This window comes from Acinetobacter johnsonii CIP 64.6 (genome assembly GCF_000368045.1).
Lineage (GTDB): Bacteria > Pseudomonadota > Gammaproteobacteria > Pseudomonadales > Moraxellaceae > Acinetobacter > Acinetobacter johnsonii.
Map to the genome: position 1 here is coordinate 850,368 of NZ_KB849236.1, position 21,323 is coordinate 871,690.

19 protein-coding genes are annotated in these 21,323 nt (G+C 41.8%); 10 read left to right on the forward strand and 9 right to left on the reverse strand.

Annotated elements, in window-relative coordinates:
* Positions 1–81: 81 nt before the first annotated feature.
* Together F986_RS15220 and F986_RS15225 are read right to left on the reverse strand one after the other, a co-directional pair.
* A complete protein-coding gene (locus F986_RS15220) occupies positions 82–993 on the reverse strand; it encodes an alpha/beta fold hydrolase (RefSeq protein WP_004696609.1) in 912 nt (303 codons plus the stop codon).
* A 22-nt stretch (positions 994–1,015) separates the two neighbouring features.
* Entirely contained in the window at positions 1,016–1,555 is a 540-nt protein-coding gene (locus F986_RS15225; protein ID WP_004696612.1) for a PadR family transcriptional regulator, read from the reverse strand.
* Between the two features lie 169 nt (positions 1,556–1,724).
* On the opposite strand from F986_RS15225, the gene F986_RS15230 reads away from it, so the two are divergent.
* From F986_RS15230 to F986_RS15240, 3 genes are all read left to right on the forward strand, one after another.
* The gene (locus F986_RS15230; RefSeq protein WP_004696613.1) at positions 1,725–3,749 is read left to right on the forward strand and encodes an NADPH-dependent 2,4-dienoyl-CoA reductase; all 2,025 of its coding nucleotides are present in this window, start codon (positions 1,725–1,727) and stop codon (positions 3,747–3,749) included.
* A gap of 192 nt (positions 3,750–3,941) precedes the next feature.
* The gene (locus tag F986_RS15235) at positions 3,942–4,355 is read left to right on the forward strand and encodes a nuclear transport factor 2 family protein (RefSeq protein WP_004696615.1); all 414 of its coding nucleotides are present in this window, start codon (positions 3,942–3,944) and stop codon (positions 4,353–4,355) included.
* A gap of 80 nt (positions 4,356–4,435) precedes the next feature.
* Positions 4,436–5,533 carry a YheT family hydrolase gene (locus F986_RS15240; RefSeq protein WP_004696617.1) on the forward strand — a complete coding sequence of 366 codons (1,098 nt, stop codon included), beginning with the start codon at positions 4,436–4,438 and terminating at the stop codon, positions 5,531–5,533.
* A 60-nt stretch (positions 5,534–5,593) separates the two neighbouring features.
* Here the strand turns inward: F986_RS15240 and F986_RS15245 are convergent, their stop codons facing one another.
* Positions 5,594–6,763: an MFS transporter gene (locus tag F986_RS15245; protein WP_004696618.1), complete on the reverse strand. Its 1,170-nt coding sequence runs from the start codon at positions 6,761–6,763 to the stop codon at positions 5,594–5,596.
* 8 nt (positions 6,764–6,771) lie between these two features.
* A complete protein-coding gene (dkgB, locus tag F986_RS15250) occupies positions 6,772–7,578 on the reverse strand; it encodes a 2,5-didehydrogluconate reductase DkgB (protein WP_004696621.1) in 807 nt (268 codons plus the stop codon).
* Positions 7,579–7,688: 110 nt separating this feature from the next.
* Here dkgB and F986_RS15255 point away from each other — a divergent pair, with 110 nt between their 5' ends.
* Positions 7,689–8,579 carry a LysR family transcriptional regulator gene (locus F986_RS15255; protein WP_004696624.1) on the forward strand — a complete coding sequence of 297 codons (891 nt, stop codon included), beginning with the start codon at positions 7,689–7,691 and terminating at the stop codon, positions 8,577–8,579.
* Between the two features lie 58 nt (positions 8,580–8,637).
* On the opposite strand, the gene F986_RS15260 is transcribed toward F986_RS15255, so the two are convergent.
* Positions 8,638–9,039, reverse strand: a complete 402-nt coding sequence (locus F986_RS15260) for a hypothetical protein (protein WP_004696625.1) — start codon at positions 9,037–9,039, stop codon at positions 8,638–8,640.
* Positions 9,040–9,265: 226 nt separating this feature from the next.
* On the opposite strand from F986_RS15260, the gene F986_RS15265 reads away from it, so the two are divergent.
* The 6 genes from F986_RS15265 to rodA all read left to right on the forward strand — a co-directional run bounded on the left by F986_RS15265 (position 9,266) and on the right by rodA (position 15,484).
* Positions 9,266–10,906, forward strand: a complete 1,641-nt coding sequence (locus tag F986_RS15265) for a CTP synthase (RefSeq protein ID WP_004696627.1) — start codon at positions 9,266–9,268, stop codon at positions 10,904–10,906.
* Between the two features lie 31 nt (positions 10,907–10,937).
* Positions 10,938–11,795, forward strand: a complete 858-nt coding sequence (gene kdsA, locus F986_RS15270) for a 3-deoxy-8-phosphooctulonate synthase (protein WP_004696630.1) — start codon at positions 10,938–10,940, stop codon at positions 11,793–11,795.
* A gap of 60 nt (positions 11,796–11,855) precedes the next feature.
* Positions 11,856–13,145: a phosphopyruvate hydratase gene (gene eno, locus F986_RS15275; protein ID WP_004696631.1), complete on the forward strand. Its 1,290-nt coding sequence runs from the start codon at positions 11,856–11,858 to the stop codon at positions 13,143–13,145.
* A gap of 7 nt (positions 13,146–13,152) precedes the next feature.
* Positions 13,153–13,554 (forward strand): septum formation initiator family protein, encoded by a 402-nt coding sequence (locus F986_RS15280; protein ID WP_078388790.1) that lies wholly within the window; start codon positions 13,153–13,155, stop codon positions 13,552–13,554.
* Positions 13,514–14,233 (forward strand): 2-C-methyl-D-erythritol 4-phosphate cytidylyltransferase, encoded by a 720-nt coding sequence (gene ispD, locus F986_RS15285; RefSeq protein ID WP_004696634.1) that lies wholly within the window; start codon positions 13,514–13,516, stop codon positions 14,231–14,233. Before F986_RS15280 ends, ispD begins: the two co-directional genes overlap by 41 nt.
* A gap of 114 nt (positions 14,234–14,347) precedes the next feature.
* Positions 14,348–15,484: a rod shape-determining protein RodA gene (gene rodA / locus F986_RS15290; RefSeq protein ID WP_004696637.1), complete on the forward strand. Its 1,137-nt coding sequence runs from the start codon at positions 14,348–14,350 to the stop codon at positions 15,482–15,484.
* Positions 15,485–15,566: 82 nt separating this feature from the next.
* Here rodA and F986_RS15295 read toward each other — a convergent pair whose 3' ends face one another.
* The 4 genes from F986_RS15295 to betA all read right to left on the reverse strand — a co-directional run bounded on the left by F986_RS15295 (position 15,567) and on the right by betA (position 21,252).
* Positions 15,567–16,052, reverse strand: a complete 486-nt coding sequence (locus F986_RS15295; protein ID WP_004696639.1) for a hypothetical protein — start codon at positions 16,050–16,052, stop codon at positions 15,567–15,569.
* 56 nt (positions 16,053–16,108) lie between these two features.
* The gene (locus F986_RS15300) at positions 16,109–17,383 is read right to left on the reverse strand and encodes an MFS transporter (RefSeq protein WP_004696640.1); all 1,275 of its coding nucleotides are present in this window, start codon (positions 17,381–17,383) and stop codon (positions 16,109–16,111) included.
* Positions 17,384–17,456: 73 nt separating this feature from the next.
* Positions 17,457–19,091, reverse strand: coding sequence for a malate dehydrogenase (quinone) (gene mqo / locus F986_RS15305; protein ID WP_004696642.1), 1,635 nt, complete (start codon positions 19,089–19,091; stop codon positions 17,457–17,459).
* Between the two features lie 496 nt (positions 19,092–19,587).
* Entirely contained in the window at positions 19,588–21,252 is a 1,665-nt protein-coding gene (gene betA, locus F986_RS15310) for a choline dehydrogenase (RefSeq protein WP_004696643.1), read from the reverse strand.
* Positions 21,253–21,323: the final 71 nt, after the last annotated feature.

The window sequence follows — 21,323 nt, forward strand, 5'->3', positions numbered from 1 at the left end:
CATTACAATGGAATGATTAAGTGTGTTTATCTTCAGCTGTTATAAAAATATTCATTATTTGGTTGATAATACGACACACATTCAGACATCCGTAGCCTTGAGGAAACGTGTAATTTCTTGGGAGAATTTGCGCGGTTCACTCAATAAAGGCGTATGCCCAGATTTTTTAAAGATCACCGTTTTTGCATGCGGCACACTTGAAGCAATCAGTTTTTGTCCTTGAGCAGGATAAAGTTTTGAGTCTTCACCAATAAAAAATGTAGCCGGTCGGTCAATCTGACTGAGCGCACTGCGATAGTCTTCTTGATGGTCAAGATAATTTTGAATATACCAAGCCATATAGTCTAAACGCTGGATTGGGAGCATGAATTTTTGCAAGTGTGGCTGTTGAAATGCTTTTTGAAATAAAGCCGCAGTTCGAGATGGTGTGGCTTGCAGTTGAATAAAAGCCAACCGTTGCTTGACCAGTTCAGTACGTATGGGTGCTGTTAAGTCTGAAACCAAACGATAATGCGCATTTTGAGCCAATAGGTCTGCAATGTTTTGTAGGATGGCTTTGAAATTGGCGTGCTTTTCAGCAAATAAACCATGTGGCCAGTCTGCATCGACGCTAATCTTGGGTGTTTGGTCGATGTGTAAATAGCTGCGGATATGGTTTTGAAAGCGACCATACTGCATGCCATGCATGGCTGTCGTAGCGCCCATAGAATAGGCAATCACATGAAATGCTGTATCAGCATATTGTTTTAGAAAGCAGTTTAAATCTTGCCAGTGGCTGGAAATCGCATCCAGTGTGGGAATTTTGCACTGCGCTGAACCACCAAAACCTCGCCAGTCAGGAATGTAAAAACGGTACTTTTTACGGTGTTGATATAAAAAAGGTAGCCATTGCCAACTTTGCATCCCTAAGCCAGATAAGACCAGTACTGGTGTGCCTTGTCCAAATTCTCGAACATAGAGTTTTTCGCCATCTGGCATCAGGTAATGTGGCATGGTCAATCCTTTGCGTGGTTTTTTATTTTTCGAAGTTTTTAAGTGCTGGAATCATGGTCTCTAGCCACTCAATCCAACCACATTCTAAGTTAATTCCAAGTTGTAAAATCATTTTATGAATATATAAGGTACGATCATTTTCTTCAGCATGACCAAAGTCTTTGGCAAAAATGCTTTGGTAAATTTGTAGTTTTTCTTTGTGTAGGATGAGATGTCGTTCAAGTTCAGGCAAAACCGTGTTGCCGCCAAGCTGAGCTTCAACACGCAGTCTCACCATCAGTTCTTCACGGAGCTGGGCAGGTGGGCTTTGTTTTACCAGCCAGTCGGCAAGTTCTGTACGTCCGAGCTGTTCTGCCTGATAGGTTTTTTTACGCGAGGTTGCACCATCATCTTCTATCGTTGAAATCCAGCCTTTGCCTTGCATAGCGCTGAGTTCTCTATATATTTGTTGATGTGTTGCATTCCAAAAGAAGCCCATTGAACGGTCAAAACGACGCGCTAACTCAATACCTGTGCTTGGTTTTTCAATCAAACTGGTCAATAAAACATGAGCTAATGACATTTCGGTAATATTTCGCAATTAAAATGGACGTAGAGTCATTATGCAACATGTTGCATAAAAAACAAATCTCGATTATAAAGATAAACATTATGCAACTTGTTGCATTAAATAATTTGATCTAACCTTGTATTTAAAATACCAGCCAGCGAAAGCACGCCAAGGAGTACACATGTCTAATTATCCGCATTTACTTGCGCCTTTAGATTTAGGCTTTACCACATTAAAAAACCGCGTATTAATGGGATCTATGCACGTTGGACTTGAAGAAGTTGAGGGTGGTTATGATCGCATGGCGGCATTTTATGCAGAGCGTGCCGCTGGCGGTGTAGGGCTAATCGTAACAGGGGGTATTTCACCAAATGATCATGGTGTGACTTTTCACGGTGGTTCTAAGTTAGATACTTTAGAAGAAGCGGAAAAGCATAAAGTCATCACACAAGCCGTACATGATGCGGGTGGTAAAATTGCATTACAGATTTTGCATACCGGTCGTTATTCGTATCAGGCTGAAAACGTTGCACCTTCTGCAATTCAAGCACCGATTAACCCTGTAAAACCCCATGCTCTTACTTCTGCTGAAGTGAATCAGACTATTGCAGACTTTGTGAATTGTGCAAACTTGTCACAAGTTGCTGGCTATGATGGTGTTGAAATCATGGGTTCAGAAGGATACTTAATCAATGAGTTCATCGCGGCACGTACCAACCATCGTGATGATGAATGGGGCGGAAGCTATGAAAACCGTATTCGTTTTCCGATTGAAATCGTAAAACGCACTCGTGCAGAAGTGGGTGAAAACTTTATTATTATTTACCGTCTTTCAATGTTGGATTTGGTTGAATGTGGTTCGACTTTAGAAGAAGTGATTCAGCTTGCCAAAGAAATTGAAAAGGCGGGTGCAACCATTATCAATACAGGTATTGGTTGGCATGAAGCGCGTATTCCAACGATTGCAACCAAAGTGCCACGTGCGGCATTTACATGGGTGACCAAGAAGCTAAAAGGTTCGGTTCAAATTCCTTTGGTGACGTCTAACCGTATTAATACCCCTGAAATGGCTGAACATGTTTTGGCTCAGGGTGATGCGGATATGGTATCGATGGCACGCCCAATGCTTGCAGATGCTGAGTTTGTACTCAAAGCAGAACAAGGCCGTAGTGATGAAATCAATACGTGTATTGGTTGTAACCAAGCCTGTTTAGATCAAATTTTCTCCATGCAAATTGCGACGTGTTTAGTCAACCCGCGTGCATGCTATGAAACTGAACTGATTTTTAAAGAAAGTGCGGCTAAGAAAAATATTGCGGTGATTGGTGCTGGGCCTGCAGGTTTGAGTTTTGCGACTTATGCTGCTGACCGTGGGCATCAAGTGACTGTTTTTGATGCAGCCAGTCAGATTGGTGGTCAGTTTAATATTGCGAAGACTATTCCAGGTAAAGAAGAGTTTTACGAAACACTGCGTTATTTCAAACGTAAAATTGAATTACAACCGAATATCAAGTTGGTGCTGAATCATACAGCAACTTATGAGGAGCTGAGCGCTGAGAACTATGATGACATCGTGGTTGCAACAGGCGTTACTCCACGTGAGTTGACTATTGAAGGGATTGATCACCCGAAAGTGTTGAGTTATATCGAAGTTCTACGTGAGCGTAAGCCTGTCGGTAAAAAAGTAGCGATTATTGGTGCGGGTGGTATTGGTTTCGATACAGCAGAATACTTAAGCCATGAAGGTGAAAGCGGTAGTTTAAACCCACAAAAATTCTATGATGAATGGGGAATTGATACCAGCTATGCACATGTCGGTGGCTTAAAACAGCCAGTCTTGGAGCAGTCAGATCGTGAAATTTACCTTCTACAGCGTAAAGCGAAGGCAGTCGGTGCAAGCTTAGGTAAAACCACGGGTTGGATTCACCGTACGGGACTAAAACATCGCGATGTAAAAATGATTGCAGGTGCAAGCTACGACAAAATTGATGATCAAGGTCTCCATATTACAGTGAATGATCAGCCAACGGTTTTAGAGGTTGATCACGTGATTATCTGTGCAGGACAAGAGTCTTATACTGCAATGTATGATCAGTTAAAAGCCGATGGTAAAAATGTGCATTTGATTGGTGGTGCGAAAGAAGCAGGTGAGTTGGATGCGAAGCGTGCGATTCGTCAAGGTGCGGAATTGGCTGCGACCATTTAATCGATAACAATAATTTATCCGATTAAATTTTGTAATAAATCTCCCTCTCCTATACGGAGAGGGTTTGGAAGAGGTATTTTCTAAAATATTATCCTTTTCCCTCGTGTTGCCTTTTCCATGAAACGTGTGTGGTGTAAGAGAAGGTACCTTTATTGCAGATTTGAGTGGATTCACTTTCATAAGGACATAAGAATGAGTTTAGCAACAACAAAACAAGCATTGGTACGCTGGCATGATATGGTCACGACTCGTGATATGAGCATCTTAAATGAGCTTTTAGCAGAAGATGTTGTTTTCCGTTCACCGGTGGCATTTAACCCTTATCCGGGTAAGCAAGTGGTTTTTTTTATTTTAAGTAATGTGATTCAGGTTTTTGAAAACTTTACTTACTACCGTGAATTTTTTACAGAGGATGGTTTAAGTGTCGTCCTTGAGTTTTCTGCCAATGTCGGCGAAAAAAAGCTCAAAGGGATTGACATGATTCGTTTTAATGAGCAAGGTCAAATTGTAGATTTTGAAGTGATGATCCGTCCTAAATCGGGGCTAGAGGCCTTAGCTGTACAAATGGGACAGCGAATGGCAGCTTTTGCACCTCAAGCTGGATGATAAACGTGTGACTTGTTATTTATAGTTAGGCACGAAAATTGATGCATCACCAAGAAAGATAGGAAAAAGAAGGTACTGATATGAATGCTGTGTTCAGTTTGCTAAACCAATTAAGCCAAACGGCGTGGGATCGAGTGACTGGTGCGGAACAACCGAAGCTCTATATTAACCCGAAAGGGAAAATTCAAGAGACTGTTGGGGCGCTTACACAGCTTCAAGAGAAGTACCGACCAACGCCGTGGTTATCTAACACGCATGCCCATCTTTTGTATTTTGATGTGATTCGTAAGCGTCAGATTCAATTGGAATACGATCATTTTGATCAGTTAGAGATGCAAGACGGTGGGGTCACTGGCATTATGTGGTTTGGTTATGACTTGCCTGAAGCGACGCCAACGGTTGTGGTTATGCATACGATTACAGGCTCTCCTGAAAGTATGCGTGAGGTGGTGCGTGACTTAAATCGCTATACGGGTTGGCGTGTTGCACTGTGCTTACGCCGTGGACATGCAGACCTTCCAATGCCTGTACCCAAAATGAATCTTTTCGGTTCAACCGATGATTTACGTGAACAAATTGCCTTTATTCAAAGTACATTTCCAAGTTCAATGTTGTATGCGGTAGGCTCTTCTGCAGGAACGGGGCTTTTGGTGCGTTACTTAGGCGAAGAAGGGAGTCAAACCCCTTTCAAGGCGGCCTTTGCCCTGTGTCCTGGCTATAACACTGAGTTGGGTTTTGTAAATGTGCATCCCTTTTACAGTAAGGTCATGACCAAGAAGCTGTTTAAGAAATTTATTTTTCCCTACCAGCAAACGTGGCAACAAACAGCGTCTGTGTCGCAAGTTTTAATGACCAAAACCTTGGCTGAGTTTGAGTCGAGTTATTATGAAATGGCGGGTTATGTGGACTATGACAGTTATAACCAAGCCACAAACCCAATCTATGTATTTGAAAATGTCACCATTCCATTGCTGATTTTAAATGCAGAGGATGATCCCGTTTGTCACATTAAAAATTTTGAACCGTATAAAGACATGATCCGTCAAATGCCGAATATTGCCGTTGTGACCACCAGAAAAGGCAGCCATTGTGGCTTCTATGAAGGGGCACTTAATACAGAGTCTTGGGCAACCAAGCTGATTGCGGACTTTTTGAAATTGGAACAACAAAAACACTAAGTATAAAAAAGACCTACAGCAGTGTAGGTCTTTTTTTGATTGGTTCAGCAGTGTAAAGGCTTAAACGGCTCCACAGGCTTTCTTGCTAAGACCGAACTTCATTTGCAGTAAGACCAAGATCAAGGCCATAAAGCTGAGTGCGGCACCTGCATATGAAACTGCTGCATAGCTGAGTTGCATACTCAGTACCGTTGCACCTGCAAAGGCACCTAAGGCATTGCCTAAGTTAAACGCGCCAATGTTAACTGAAGAGGCGAGACCAGGCGCATCTGCTGCGACTGACATGACGCGCATTTGCAGTGGAGGTACTACCGCAAATGCTGCTGCACCCCAAATCACTAAGCCAATCGCTGCCCCAACGGTTGTTTGCGCTAATACTGGGAAAACAAGCATCATCACCATCAAAAGTACAAGGAAGCCTATCAGGGTTTTCTCTAGGGATAGATCGGCAAACTTTCCACCCAAATGATTACCAATGGAGAAACCGATCCCGATTAAAACCAACATCAAGGTGATGGTTTGCGGTGATGCCTGCATAAATACGTGTAGGCTCGGAGCAATGTAGGTATATAACGCAAACATGGCGCCCGCGCTCATGACTGTGGTTAATAAAGCGAGGACGACAGGCGCACGTGTTAAAACGCGCAATTCTTTTGCTACATTCGGTTTAACCACATCGTGATCTTGCGGGAGTGCTTTCCATAGGGCCAACATGGTCATGATGCCTAAGATTGAAATCGCAGCAAAAGCCATGCGCCAACTGGTATTTTGACTGAGCCACGTCGCAAGTGGCACACCGCCAATATTGGCAATGGTGAGGCCCATAAACATCATGGCGACTGCACTGGCTTGTTTGTCTTTAGGCACAACACTGGCTGCCACCACCGAACCTAAGCCAAAGAATGCACCATGGTTTAAACTGGTAATTAAACGTGCACCCATGAGACTCATATAATCAGGTGCAACGGTTGCCAACACATTCCCAATCGTGAAAATAGCCATCAATAGGATTAAAGCTGTTTTCTTAGGAAAGCGTGCCAGCCATAAGGTCATGAGCGGAGCCCCAATCATGACACCTACTGCATAGGCACTAATCAGCAGTCCAGCTTGTGGAATTGAAACGGACAAATCGTTGGCAATTTCAGGCAAAAAGCCCATGGGTGAAAACTCGGTGGTTCCAATGGCAAAAGCACCCACCGCAAGCGCCAAAAGTGGAAAATTAATTTTCATAGTGATGCTCAATCCCAAATCGGTGCTAATCCCTCAGGACTAACTTCACGTTGATTTCGGTCTAATTGCGTAATTGCCATCATTTCTTCAGTCGACAGTTGAATCTCTTGCGCCTTTAAGTTGGACATCAAGTGTTCACGTTTGGTTGAAGAAGGTATGACTGCAAAACCACGTTGTAATGGCCAAGCCAAGCTAATTTGTGCAGTTGATACCTGATGTTGCTGCGCGATGTGCATTAAAACAGGATCATTCAAAACCTTACCGTAAGCCAGTGTCATATATGAAGTGACATCAATGTTTTGCGCTTGGAGGAAATCAACCAGTTGATGGTTTTGTAGGTAAGGACTGAGTTCAATTTGGTTGGTCGCGATGTTTTCTAGCCCAATACTCTCAATCGCCTGTTGAGTCAGCTCAATATTGAAGTTAGAAATACCAATGTATTCGGTCAAACCTTGTTGTTTTGCCTCCAATAGGTTCTGCATGAGTTCTGTAATGTTCACACCTGTACTTGGGGCAGGCCAGTGGATCAAGGTTAGATTCACTGTATCGGTTTTTAGTTTATGCAAACTTTCTTTTAAGCTTGGAATCAACTTTTCTGCTGAGTAATTTTCCGTCCAGATTTTTGTAGTGAGAAAAAGATCTTGACGATTGATACCACTGAGTTCAATGGCTTGACCAACTTCAGCTTCATTACCATAGATTTGTGCAGTATCGACTGCACGATAACCGACTTCTAGCGCAGTTTTCACAGACTCAATGACAGTGTCACCTGTTAAACGGAAAGTACCTAGGCCGAATTGAGGAACGATATTCATTTCTTACTCGATAATTTGTTTCATGGAATGAGGCTATTTTGTAGAAAAAAGACTTGCTTAAAAACTGGGTAATTTGCAAAATATTATTGACTATTAATCAATAATTACACATGAAATCAAGCATAGAAGAATTAACGGCTTTTGTAAGCATTGTTGATAGTGGCTCTATCGTCAAAGCTGCGCAGCAATTGGATCAAACCACATCGGGTGTCAGCCGTGCCTTGCAACGTTTGGAGTCAAAGTTGAATGTGACTTTGCTGGAACGAACGACACGGAAGCTCAAGCTGACCTATGAAGGACAGCAGTTTTTGGCAAAGGCGCGTAAAATTTTACTCGATCTGACCGAAGCTGAAGAAAGTCTGCAAAATAATGATGCTGAGGCATCTGGTTTAATTCGGATTGATTCAGCAACGCCTTTTGTGCTGCATGTGATAGTGCCGCTGATTGAAGAGTTTATGCAGCGCTACCCAAAAATTGATATAGAAATTACCAATCACGATCAGGTTATAGACTTACTTGAACATAAAACCGATGTCGCGATTAGGTTTGGTGAGTTAGCGGATTCCAGCTTACATGCCAAGCTGCTTTGTAAAAGCCGTTTATATATTGTGGCTAGTCCTGTTTATGCGCAAAAACATGGTCTACCTAAAAATGCAGCAGAATTAAGCTCACATACTTTGCTTGGTTTTAGTCAGCCTGCATATTTAAATACGTGGCCTATTCAGTTGGAGGATGAGCCTTTAATTATTCAGGCTAAAATTAAATGTTCAAATGGTGAAACGGTTCGTCAGTTGGCATTGCAGGGGGCAGGGATTGCCTGTTTATCACGCTTTATGGTCGAGCAAGATATTCAAGATGGGCGGTTTATTGCTTTGTTGGAAGATCAAATTCAGATCAAAGAGCAGAAAATACATGCGGTCTACTATCAACAGAATTATGTGCCAAAGCGTATTCGCTTGTTTATCGACTTTCTTGCAGAAAAATTAAAAGCCTATTTATAAGCCAGCATTAAAAAAACCCGATATCAATCGGGTTTTTTAATCATCTAAATAGCGATGATTAGTTTTCTAAAGCTGGTGTCGCTGCTGCAATGGCTGCTGCAACCGCATCGTCTTCAGTTTGCGTATTTGGGTTTGTATTACTTGGACGTGCTTGCGTTGGTTTTTCTTCAGCTTTTGGTGCTTCTGCTTTAGGTGCAGGCTGAGCTGCTGGAGCAGGTGCTGGCGTTTCACGACGGATTTCAGTAGTTGTATTCGGCGTTTCTTCGCGAATCACTTCAACTTGCGCTGGAATCTCAGGCTCAGATGCTGCTAAAGGTTGAAGTTCAACAGTTTGTTGTTGCTCTGTAGTGACGACTTCAACTTGTTCTTGTTCATCTTCTTTAGGCGCTTCTTTCTTTACACATGCTGTTAATAGTAAGCCTGCTGCAATGGCACCACAAATTAAAAGTTTTTTATTCATAATTACATAAAATCGAGTGTTTGAAGGATCGTGCCATTATAACAGCAAAATGCAAGATGAAAATCCTATGAACTTAGCTTAATTTTATCTGCCAAATGCTGATAGAATATCCAATTGTTTATTGTTCTATGAATTGATGCGGATTGACTTTGCTTTATTGGTACAAGGTAAAGTAAAATTGCGCAACATTGCAGGCCGAATTAGGCTCGATTGTACGAGAAACCCAATGACCCATTTTATTTTCGTGACTGGTGGTGTAGTTTCATCACTAGGTAAAGGTATTTCAGCTGCTTCAGTTGCTGCGCTTTTAGAAGCCCGTGGATTAAAAGTAACCATGGTAAAAATGGATCCATACATTAATGTCGATCCAGGGACTATGAGCCCGTTCCAACATGGTGAAGTTTTTGTCACAGAGGATGGTGCAGAAACCGATTTAGACTTGGGTTATTACGAACGTTTCTTGCGTCGTGCGAAAATGACCAAGTTAAATAACTTTACTTCTGGTCGCGTATACCAAGACGTTTTAAATAAAGAACGCCGTGGTGACTACCTTGGTGGAACTGTTCAAGTTATTCCACATATTACAGACAACATCAAAGAACGTGTACTTCGCGCAGGCGAAGGTTATGACGTTGCGATTGTTGAAATTGGCGGCACAGTAGGTGACATCGAATCTCTCCCATTCATGGAATCTGTACGTCAACTTATGGTTGAACTAGGTCATAAGCGTACTATGCTTATGCACTTAACTTTGCTTCCATATATCAAATCTGCGGCAGAGTTGAAAACTAAACCAACTCAGCACTCGGTAAAAGAATTGTTATCGATTGGTATTCAGCCAGACATTTTAATTTGTCGTACTGAATATGATGTTGATGCAGACACGACCCGTAAAATTGCTTTGTTCACAAACGTTGAAGCACGTGCAGTTGTGGTGTGTAAAGATGCACGCAGCATTTACCAAATTCCGCGTACGTTCTATGAACAAAATGTTGACGACTTGATCTGTGAGCGTTTTGGTTTCAATGACTTACCTGAAGCTGATTTAACAGATTGGGACAATGTTGTAGAAGCACTGCTAAACCCTGAATACACTGTACGTGTTGCAATGGTGGGTAAGTATGTTGAGCTTCCAGATGCGTATAAGTCTGTGAATGAAGCGCTTTTACATGCGGGCATTCAGAATCGCGTTAAAGTTCAAATTGACTATGTCAATGCTGAAGAACTTGAAAGCCAAGATGTCAATGAAGTATTGAAAGATATGGATGCAATCTTGGTACCGGGCGGTTTTGGTGAACGTGGTACTGAAGGGAAAATGCAAGCGATTAAATTCGCACGTGAAAACGGTGTTCCATTCTTGGGTATTTGTTTAGGTATGCAGTTGGCTGTGATCGAATATGCACGTAATGTCGTGGGTATTAGTGACGCGAGTTCGACTGAATTCAACCGTTCGACTAAGTCTCCATTGATTGGTCTAATCACTGAATGGTTAGATGAACGTGGTGAAGTTCAACAGCGTAATGTTGACTCTGATCTTGGTGGTACGATGCGTTTGGGTGCTCAAAAATCAGAATTGGTTGAAGGCACTAAAACACGTGAAGTGTATGGTTCAGCAGATATTATTGAACGTCACCGTCACCGCTATGAGATGAATAACCGTTTTATTCCAGCGCTTGAAGAAGCTGGCATGAAAATTTCGGGCTATTCACCTGTACAGCACTTAGTAGAAACAGTTGAAATTCCTCAACATCCTTGGTTTATTGCTGTACAATTCCACCCGGAATTTACAAGTTCACCACGTGATGGACACCCATTATTTGCTAGTTTTATTGATGCTGCGAAAGCACAGTACAAAAAAGCGAAGTAATTTGGGTTAAGCAATAAACTAGGAAGTTTAAATGTCACAATTAAAACCACAAGAAATTGTACGTTTAGGCGATATACAAATGGCAAACCACTTGCCATTTGTACTATTCGGCGGCATGAACGTACTTGAGTCTAAAGATTTGGCTTTTGAAATTGCAGAGACCTATGTTGATATCTGCAAGCGTTTGCAGATTCCTTACGTATTTAAAGCCAGTTTTGATAAAGCCAACCGTTCAAGCTTGAACTCGTTTCGAGGGCCGGGCCTAGAAAAAGGGATTGAGTGGTTAGCTGACATTAAAAAACATTTTAATGTACCCATCATTACTGATGTACATGAACCTTACCAAGCTGCACCTGTAGCGGAAGTTGCGGATATTATCCAACTTCCTGCTTTCCTAAGTCGTCAGACTGATTTGGTTGAAGCGATGGCAAAAACTGATGCCATCATTAACATCAAAAAAGCACAATTCCTTGCACCTCATGAAATGCGCCATATTTTGCATAAGTGTTTAGAGGCAGGGAATGACAAGCTCATTATTTGTGAACGTGGTTCGGCATTTGGTTACAACAATTTGGTTGTAGACATGTTGGGCTTCGACATCATGAAAGAAATGAATGTTCCTGTGTTTTTTGATGTGACCCATGCGCTTCAAACTCCGGGTGGTCGTGCGGATTCTGCGGGCGGTCGTCGCGCGCAAATCACGACACTTGCTCGCGCGGGAATGGCAACAGGTCTAGCAGGTTTATTCTTGGAAGCGCATCCAGACCCAGAAAAAGCCAAGTGTGATGGACCATGCGCGTTGCGTATGTCTCAGCTTGAGCCTTTCTTGGCGCAGCTAAAAGAATTGGATACCTTGGTTAAAGGCTTCCAAAAGCTAGATACACACTAAATTATAAACTCATTGATGCCATCTAAAGCATCTCGTTATTAATCAACTGAGGAATTGTTCATGAGCCAAATCGTTGACATTCGTGCACGTGAAATTTTGGACTCTCGTGGTAACCCAACCATCGAAGCAGACGTAATCTTAGCATCTGGCGTAGTTGGCCGTGCATGTGCACCATCTGGTGCTTCAACTGGTTCTCGTGAAGCTTTAGAACTTCGTGATGGCGACAAAGCACGCTATTTGGGTAAAGGTGTTAAAACTGCGGTTAACAACGTAAACACGATTATCCGTGATGCTTTAGTGGGCAAATCAGTATTTGAACAAAAAGACATCGATAACACGATGATCGAACTTGATGGTACTGAAAACAAAGAAAAATTGGGTGCGAATGCAACTTTAGCGGTATCACTAGCTGCTGCACGTGCTGCTGCTGATGAAAAGAAAATTCCTCTTTTCCAATACATCGCAGACTTACGTGGTCAAACCATTTTGACTATGCCTGTACCAATGATGAACATCATCAATGGTGGTTCGCATGCAGACAACAATGTTGATATTCAAGAGTTCATGATTGAGCCAGTAGGCTTCACTTCATTCTCTGAAGCATTGCGTGCAGGTGCTGAAATCTTCCATTCTCTAAAATCAGTTTTAAACAAAAAAGGTTTAAACACTGCTGTGGGTGATGAAGGTGGTTTTGCACCGAACTTACGTTCAAACGAAGAAGCGATCACTGTTATTCTTGAAGCGATTGGTCAAACTGGTTACAAAGCAGGTTCTGACATTATGCTTGCTCTTGACTGTGCATCTTCAGAATTTTACAAAAATGGTCAGTACATCCTTGCTGGTGAAGGCAATAAAGCATTCACAAGCAACCAGTTCTCTGACTATTTAGCGGGCCTTGTCAACCAATATCCAATTATCTCAATTGAAGATGGTTTAGATGAATCAGATTGGGAAGGCTGGTCTTATTTGACGTCTATCCTTGGTGATAAAATCCAATTGGTGGGTGATGACTTGTTCGTTACAAACCCTAAGATTTTACAACGTGGTATTAATGAGAAAGTAGGTAACTCTATCTTAATCAAATACAACCAAATTGGTACGTTGACTGAAACTCTAGATGCAATCTATCTTGCGAAAGAAAATGGTTACTCTACAGTGATTTCACACCGTTCTGGCGAAACTGAAGATTCTACGATTGCAGATCTTGCGGTGGGTACTGCTGCTGGTCAAATCAAGACAGGTTCACTGTGCCGTTCTGACCGTGTTGCGAAATACAACCAATTGCTTCGTATTGAAGAATTGACAAATGCTGCTTACCGCGGTAAAGCTGAGTTTAAAGGTTTAAACTAAGCGACTGATGTCAATGTTCAATGTATTCGACTCGTTGATGAGTAAAGTACTACTAGGCCTTGCGATCATTTTGATCGCAGGGTTTCAGTATTTATACTGGTTTGGTGAGGGTGGTTATCAAGACCATTTACAACTCACACAAAAAATCCAACAACAAACTGAAATTAATAACGACTTAAAAGAACGTAATCGTGTCTTGGCGGCAGAAGTGTATGATTTGAAAAATGGTATTGAAGCCATTGAAGAGCATGCGCGTCTAGATTTGGGTTTAATCAAACCCCGAGAAACGTTTATTCAAATGAGTACCATTAGTACTCAATATAAGCCTGTTTATATTAATCCTAACGCCCAAATTGATTTGAGAACCAATGAAGACGATGAGCCTGAAACCCCTCCAGCTACCCCATAAATTGTGGGCTATTATTCCTGCTGCTGGCTCGGGTAGTCGCTTTTCTAAAACTGAACTAAAACAATATCAAATGATTGGACAAAAGACCGTACTTGAACATACGGTTTTACGCCTTAATCAATTGCCCTTGCAGGGCTATGTTTTGGCGATTGGTTCAGATGATGATGTCGCTCAAAGTTTGCCTTTTACCAACATGGAAAAAGCACATTTTTGTAAAGGTGGTGCTGAGCGTGTAGACTCAGTGCTCAGTGCGCTCAACTATCTTTCCACAATCGCTGATGCTGACGACTGGGTCTTTGTGCATGATGCAGCACGTCCATGTGTCACGCAGGATTGTTTAGTGAGACTGGTTGATAGTGCTATTCAGTCCAATACCGGAGCGATTTTAGCTATTCCTGTTAGAGATACGTTAAAGCGTGTAGCCTCAGCGCAAGATATTCAAGAAACCGTTGATCGCTCACAGCTTTGGCAGGCACAAACTCCGCAGATTGCTAAACTGGGGGTACTGAAAAACGCAATTGAACATGCACTAGAGGCACAAGCCTTAATTACAGATGAAGCCAGTGCTTTAGAGTTTGTTGGTGAGAAGGTTCAAGTCGTACAAGGGCGCTCCGATAATATTAAAATTACCTATCCAGATGACCTTGAGCTTGCGCGCCTGATTTTGGCGGCACAATAAAAAATTATTTGGATTTATTGAGCTAAAACTACAGAAATATGGGTTTGAATGATGTTATCTAAAACACTTTGAACTTATAATTTGCCCTGTCTTTAGCTCATTCAATTTACGCAAATGATACCATCACAGCAGTATCGTTTTTTACGTCAGTCTTTACGTGACGGTAGAAGCATTAAACATGACTCATCTCGCTGGGCTAAATTGCATTTAGATCCATGGCTTTTATGCTTTCTGATTTTAAACGCCGTGTTGGGGTTGTTGGTCATTTATAGTGCTTCAGCGCAAGATATGGGCATGGTGTTTCGCCAAGCCACAAGCTTTGCTGTGGGTTTCATTGTGATGATTATCTGTGCGCAAATTCCACCCAAAGTCTATCAGGCCATTAGTCCTTATTTTTTCATCTTTGCTGTGATTTTAATGGTATTGGTTTTGGTGGTGGGGGAAACCCGCATGGGAGCCAGACGCTGGATTAGTCTACCGGGTATTGGTAGCATGCAGCCTTCTGAGTTTATGAAGTTTGCCATGCCTTTGATGATGGCGTGGTACTTTGCAGGCCGCGCATTCCCGCCTAAGTTTATGCATATTGTGATTTCGTTGGGCATTATGATGTTGCCATTTTTATTGGCGGCTTTACAGCCCGACTTAAACCTAGGTCTCTTGATTCCTGGTGTGTGCGTCATTTTCCTCAGCGGTATCTCTTGGCGGCTCATTGCTTTGGCTTGTGGCGCATTGGCTGTTGTGGCTCCCTTACTTTGGATGTTCTTTTTGCAAGAGTACCAAAAAAAGCGAGTGCTCACTTTATTTGACCCAGAGTCGGATGCATTGGGTGCCGGTTGGAATATTATCCAATCCAAAATCGCTATTGGTTCAGGTGGCTTAATGGGGAAGGGCTTTACAGAGGGTACACAGTCACATTTGGGGTATTTGCCTGAGCACCATACCGACTTCATTATGTCGACGTATGCAGAAGAGTTTGGCTTTATTGGGGTGTTCTTGCTGTTTAGTTTGTTTGCAGCCATTATCATTCGTTGTTTGATTATTGGTATGAACAGCTTCCATAATTTTGGACGTTTATATGCGGGTGCTGTGGGCTTAACGTTCTTTTTCTTTGTATTGTTAAACTCTGGGATGGTGAGCGGGATTTTACCTGTAACAGGTGATCCATTGCCACTGATGAGTTATGGCGGAACCGCGGTGATTACCATGCTAGCGAGCATGGGCATCGTGATGTCGATTCATACTCATCGCTAAAGTCTAAAAGAATCAAGCCAGCGATATTGTTGGCTTTTTTGTGCTTAAAATAAGAAGAAAACTCTAACGGTTTTTTTGATCTTTATAAAGCACCATATTGCTGCCATGTTTCACCTGTATGCAGGCTATTATAATAGTTTTGTAGAGTATTCAAGTCATGGTATTGCGTATAGGCTAGTACTAAAAGCCCAAAAATTAAAGCCGCCTTCAATAGATTTAAATGCAAGTGCTGCTGTGAAAAATAGCCTAAGCTAAGTGCGCTGAGTATGACTGAGGGAAGAATGGTAATACTTTCATACTGAGAAAGAAGCCTCCAATCATTGAGATAAATCAGAATTAGAATGAGTCCAATCAATCCCATGTAGTTATAGATCTTTTTATTTACAGATGCTTTAAAAACAGTAATTGTTTGAAATATTAAAATCAGACTACTGAAAAGGTATGCACTTTTTCCACCAATAATCACACTATAGATTGCATTGAATAGGCAATAAGCCAACAACACGGATAGTACGAAAGAATAGAGTTTGGCATAGAGTGTGTGTGAAAAGGGGAGAATCTGTTTCATAATTTGCTCTATTGGAAACTCACATCATATTTAAAGAGGATTTGAAGCTTAACATGCTATTCACTTTTTTCCACGGTCGTATGTTTTCTTCGTGTTGGAGATGCTTTGAATAAATGTCGAGTACGGATAGAGCTTAAACCACATATCATTAAACACAGCATCCCGCCAATAAATACTGCTGGCACTACTGAAAAATAACGCGTCATTAGGCTCATGTGTAAGGCACCGAGTTGATTGCCTGAAGTCACTAAGATGCCATTTAAAGCGGCTACACGCCCTAATAGTACTTTAGGTGGGAGTTGCTGTAATAAAATTTGTCGAATCACCATGCTGATACTATCAAAGGCACCGATCAAAACAAGGAAGATGACTGAGAGCCAAATATGGGAGGATAGTGCGAAGGCTAAAGTGCACAAAGCAATTGCAAAACTACTATAGAGCATGTTTCTCCATGCATTTTGCATCGGAGAATAACAGGTAAGCACCAACATCATGATACAGGCCCCAATGGCTGGTGCTGCTCTGAGTACACCTAAGCCTTCAACGCCTAGATGAAGGATATCGTGTGCAAAAATAGGCAGTAAGATAATGACACTACAAAAAAGCATGGCGCTAAGGTCAAGTAACATACTCCAAAACATTAGTGGATGTTTAAAGATAAACAAATAGGCTTCTTTTAAGCTTTTGCTTAAATGTTGTTTATGTGGGCTTGGGAAGTCGCGAGCGCTTAATGCGAATAAGCAGCTGCTACCCACGCAACATAACAGAAAAACGATAAAGAGAGTTTTTTCAAGCCCAAGTTGGCCGAGTAAAAGTCCTGCGCATAAAGGCGCTAAAATGCCGCCTATTTGCCAAATGAGCGCGGTCCATGTGGCTGCATTGCTATAGGCTGACTCTGGGGTTAGAAAAGGGCGTAATGAATTAAATGATGGGCTGTAAATGCCTCTAAGTATGCCTAAGCAAAAGATGAGGCTATAAATGCCGCATAAAAGTGTATTTTGTTGAATGTGCTGTTGTTGGTACTGAGAAAAAAGAACAATAAATAATAATGGAATTAAAGTGCTACAGCTAAAACTCCACTGCACAATTTTTTGTCGGTTATAGCGGTCAGCCCAGTCGCCACTAATCAGGGAGAGACAAATAAAGGGAAGTAACTCAATTAAGGCAATCATGCCAAGGCTGAGTGGATTCTGAGTGAGTTGGTAGACGCTATAGGCAATAACGACTTCTTGAATCATGATGGCTAGAATTAAGCACAACTGATTGACACTCAGAAGTGAAAAATCACGTGAACGAAAAGCCAAAAAAGCGTCGGAATGGAAAAGCGACATAAACAGAATAGTTTCAAATATGAATTAAAAAAAGGATGGTGCAAAGTCCATCCTTTTTAGGGTTTAAAGCAGATTACTGTGCTTTTGCTACCGCAATAGTTTCGTCATTTGCAGCTTTAGCCATAGGTGTATATTTCAAACCAAGGGTTGTGCTGGTGTATTGGCGAACTTGGTCAAGAAGCACAGGATTAGTGCTGAGTTCTTGTTGGTACGATTTTACAATTTCATGTAATTTCGGATTCCATTTACCTGCTACTTGCTGAGGGAATGCTTTTTCAAGCAAGCTCAACATAATATAAGGGGAAGTTGAAGCACCAGGAGATGCACCTAATAGGGCAGTCACAGCACCATCTTGTGATGCAAAAATCTCGGTACCAAATTGCAAGCTTGCAGGTTTGCCTGGTTCTTTCTTAATGATTTGAACACGTTGACCACCTTGATTCATGCGCCAGTCTTCTGGTTTTGCATCAGGATAGTATTTTTTCAACTCATTAAAACGGTCTTCATCGGTCATCATGACTTGGCTAACTAAGTATTTCACCAAATCAAGATTTTCCATACCCACAGCGGTCATTGGTAAAACGTTGTTCTTAGTGGTTGATTTCAATAAATCAAGCTGAGAACCTTGTTTTAAGAACTTGTTTGAATAAGTTGCAAATGGACCAAACAACACATATTTTTTACCGTCGATATAACGTGTATCAATATGTGGAACAGACATTGGCGGTGCGCCTAATTCAGCACGACCATAAACTTTTGCAGTATGACCTTCAGTGACTTTCGGGTTGTCGGTCATTAAGAACACGCCACCTACAGGGAAGCCAGCATATTGCTTCGCTTCTGGTAAGCCTGTCATTTGTAAAAGTTTAACCGCTGCACCGCCTGCACCAATGAAGACAAAGCGCGTTTTGACGTGATCTGTTTTACCTGTAGTGAGGTTTTTAAATGCAACAGTCCAAGTTTTATCATCGTTTTGGCTAATGCCAGTCACTTCAGTTGATGTTTGTAGTTTGAAGTTAGATTGTTTTTTAAGGTGATCAACCAATTGAGTGGTGATCGAGCCATAGTTTACATCCGAACCTACATCCATGCGTGTTGCAGCTACTTTCTGTGCAGCATCACGGCCATTCATTACCAATGGTGCCCATTGTTTAATTTCAGCAGGATTCTCAGAGAATTTCATGCCATAGAACATTGGGTTTTTAACCATTGCAGCATAACGTTTTTCTAGGAAATTTACGTTATCGCCCCAAACGAAGGCAATGTGCGGCACAGGATTGATAAAGTTATTTGGTTGACCCAAAACGCCTTCTTTCACCTGATAAGACCAGAACTGTTTTGCAACTTCAAATTGTTCCGCAACGTTCACAGCTTTAGAAATATCCATTTTCCCATCTTTTTCAGAGGTATAGTTCATTTCCATAAAGCCAGAGTGGCCTGTGCCAGCATTGTTGAAGCCGTTTGAGCTTTCTTGTGCAACATTGTCTAGGCGTTCATACATGCGAATTTGCCAGTTTGGCTCAAGCTCGCTTAGATATGTGCCTAAAGTTGCACTCATGATCCCACCGCCGACTAAGACTGCGTCAACAACAGGCTCATTGCTGGTGGTTTGAATTTTTTTAGACGTGATAGGTCTAAATAAGAAAATTACGACTGCAATAATAAGCAGTACGATCAATACCAAAAGGTATTTTAAAAATTTGTTCATGCGATTATGACCTTGGGGAGCAGGTTTTGGATCGCTTTATAGCGAATAGAATAAAAATAAGAAGAATGATAGAGCTGCTTATAAATGATCAGCTTGGTATAGTTGAAGTAATACTTAAAAGCTGAAAAGCGCACAAAAAATATAATTTTTGAGCCTATCACACAGTTCTGATTTATGAATATTTTAGACTAAATATGTATTGACTTAGTAATTTTTATTGTAAATGAGTTGAGTTAAACTATAAATATGAGTGATGTGTAACATTAATCATTGTTTTTATTGTTTTTTATTTTTGTTAAGATTTGATATTTAAGATATTGATGTTGAATATATATACAGGCATTCAATTTTTTAAAAGCTAAAATGTATAAATTGGATGTTAATAGGAATAGCACTGTCTATACAAAACGCAGCACTGTTGTTTAAGAAAAAATGAATAATCACCTGACCTTATTATTTTAAAGATAATTAAAGTCAGGCGCTGAGCTATTAAAAATTATTCAGTTTCAGCTTGATAAAAAGGTGCATGAGAGCGAGGTAGGGCTGGGCGGCCACGGATTTGATCCGCGATTTTTTCAGCCATCATAATAGTGGTTGCATTTAAGTTACCCGTGATAATCAGCGGCATAATTGATGCATCCGCCACACGTAAACTTTGCAGGCCATGCACGCGACCTTGTCCATCAACTACCGCCATATCATCTTCACCCATTTTACAACTACAGGATGGATGATAAGCCGTTTCGGCGTGATTGCGTACAAATTCGTCTAATTCAGCATCGCTACTCACATCTTTTCCGGGACTGATTTCTTCGCCACGGTAAGGATCAAGCGCAGGTTGTTGCATGATTTCACGAGTAATACGGATGGCATCACGAAATTCCTGCCAGTCTTGTTCTGTCGACATGTAGTTAAATAAAATACTTGGATGATCGAAAGGGTTTTTAGATGTCACCTGTACTCGACCGCGTGAAGGTGAGCGCATCGAACCGACATGGGCTTGGAAGCCATGCTCTTTGACGGCATTGCTGCCATTATAGTTAATCGCAACAGGCAAGAAGTGGTATTGAATATTTGGCCAAGCAAACTCTTTAGATGATCGAATAAAGCCACCTGCTTCAAACTGGTTGCTTGCTCCAATCCCTGTTCCGTTAAACAACCACTCTGCACCAATCACAGGTTGATTTTGCCATTTTAAAGCAGGGTAGAGAGAAACAGGTTGCTTGCACTTATATTGTAAGTACATTTCTAAATGGTCTTGTAGGTTTTCACCGACGCCCGGTAAGTCATGCACGACTGGAATGTCGAGAGATTGAAGTAAAGTGCTTGAACCCACACCTGAACGTTGCAAAATTTGCGGTGATGCAATCGCCCCTGCACAAAGTAGAACTTCCTTATTGGCATAGACCTGAAGCAAGTTGTTTTGATTAGCACCTTGAATATATTCAACACCAATGGCTTGTTTGCCACTAAACAAAATTTGATTGGTCATGGCGTGGGTAATAATGCTTAGATTCGCGCGACCTTTGGCCATATCCAAATAGCCACGTGCGGTGCTTGAACGTCGACCCTTAGGGGTTACGGTTCGATCCATTGGGCCGAAACCTTCTTGTTGATAACCATTTAAGTCATCGGTGCGTGGATAGCCTGCTTGCACACCCGCTTCAACCATGGCGTGGAATAAAACATTATTGTTTGCTTTAGGCGTGGCAACAGAAACAGGGCCAGCATCGCCATGATAATCATTGCCACCAATATCACGGGTTTCAGCTTTTTTGTAATAAGGCAGACAGTCCGCATAGCTCCAATTTTCAAGACCTTTAAGGCTGGCCCATTGTTCTAAATCCATGGCATTTCCACGGACATAGCACATACCATTAATGAGGGACGAACCGCCTAAGCCTTTGCCGCGACCACATTCCATACGACGGTTGTTCATATGGGGTTCTGGGTCGGTTAAATATGCCCAGTTATAACGACGCCCTTGTAAGGGATAAGCCAAAGCTGCAGGCATTTGAGTGCGAAAGTCGAGGCGATAATCAGGTCCGCCTGCTTCGAGTAACAGTACCGAAACATCGGGGTCTTCGGTTAAGCGAGCAGCCAGTACATTACCTGCTGAGCCTGCGCCAATAATAATATAATCGTAGTGTTGAGAATGCATAATGATCCTTTTTCTATGGCAGGGCCACGTTGCAAGAGAACGTGGCTACATGTTGAGTTGAGGATAAAAAA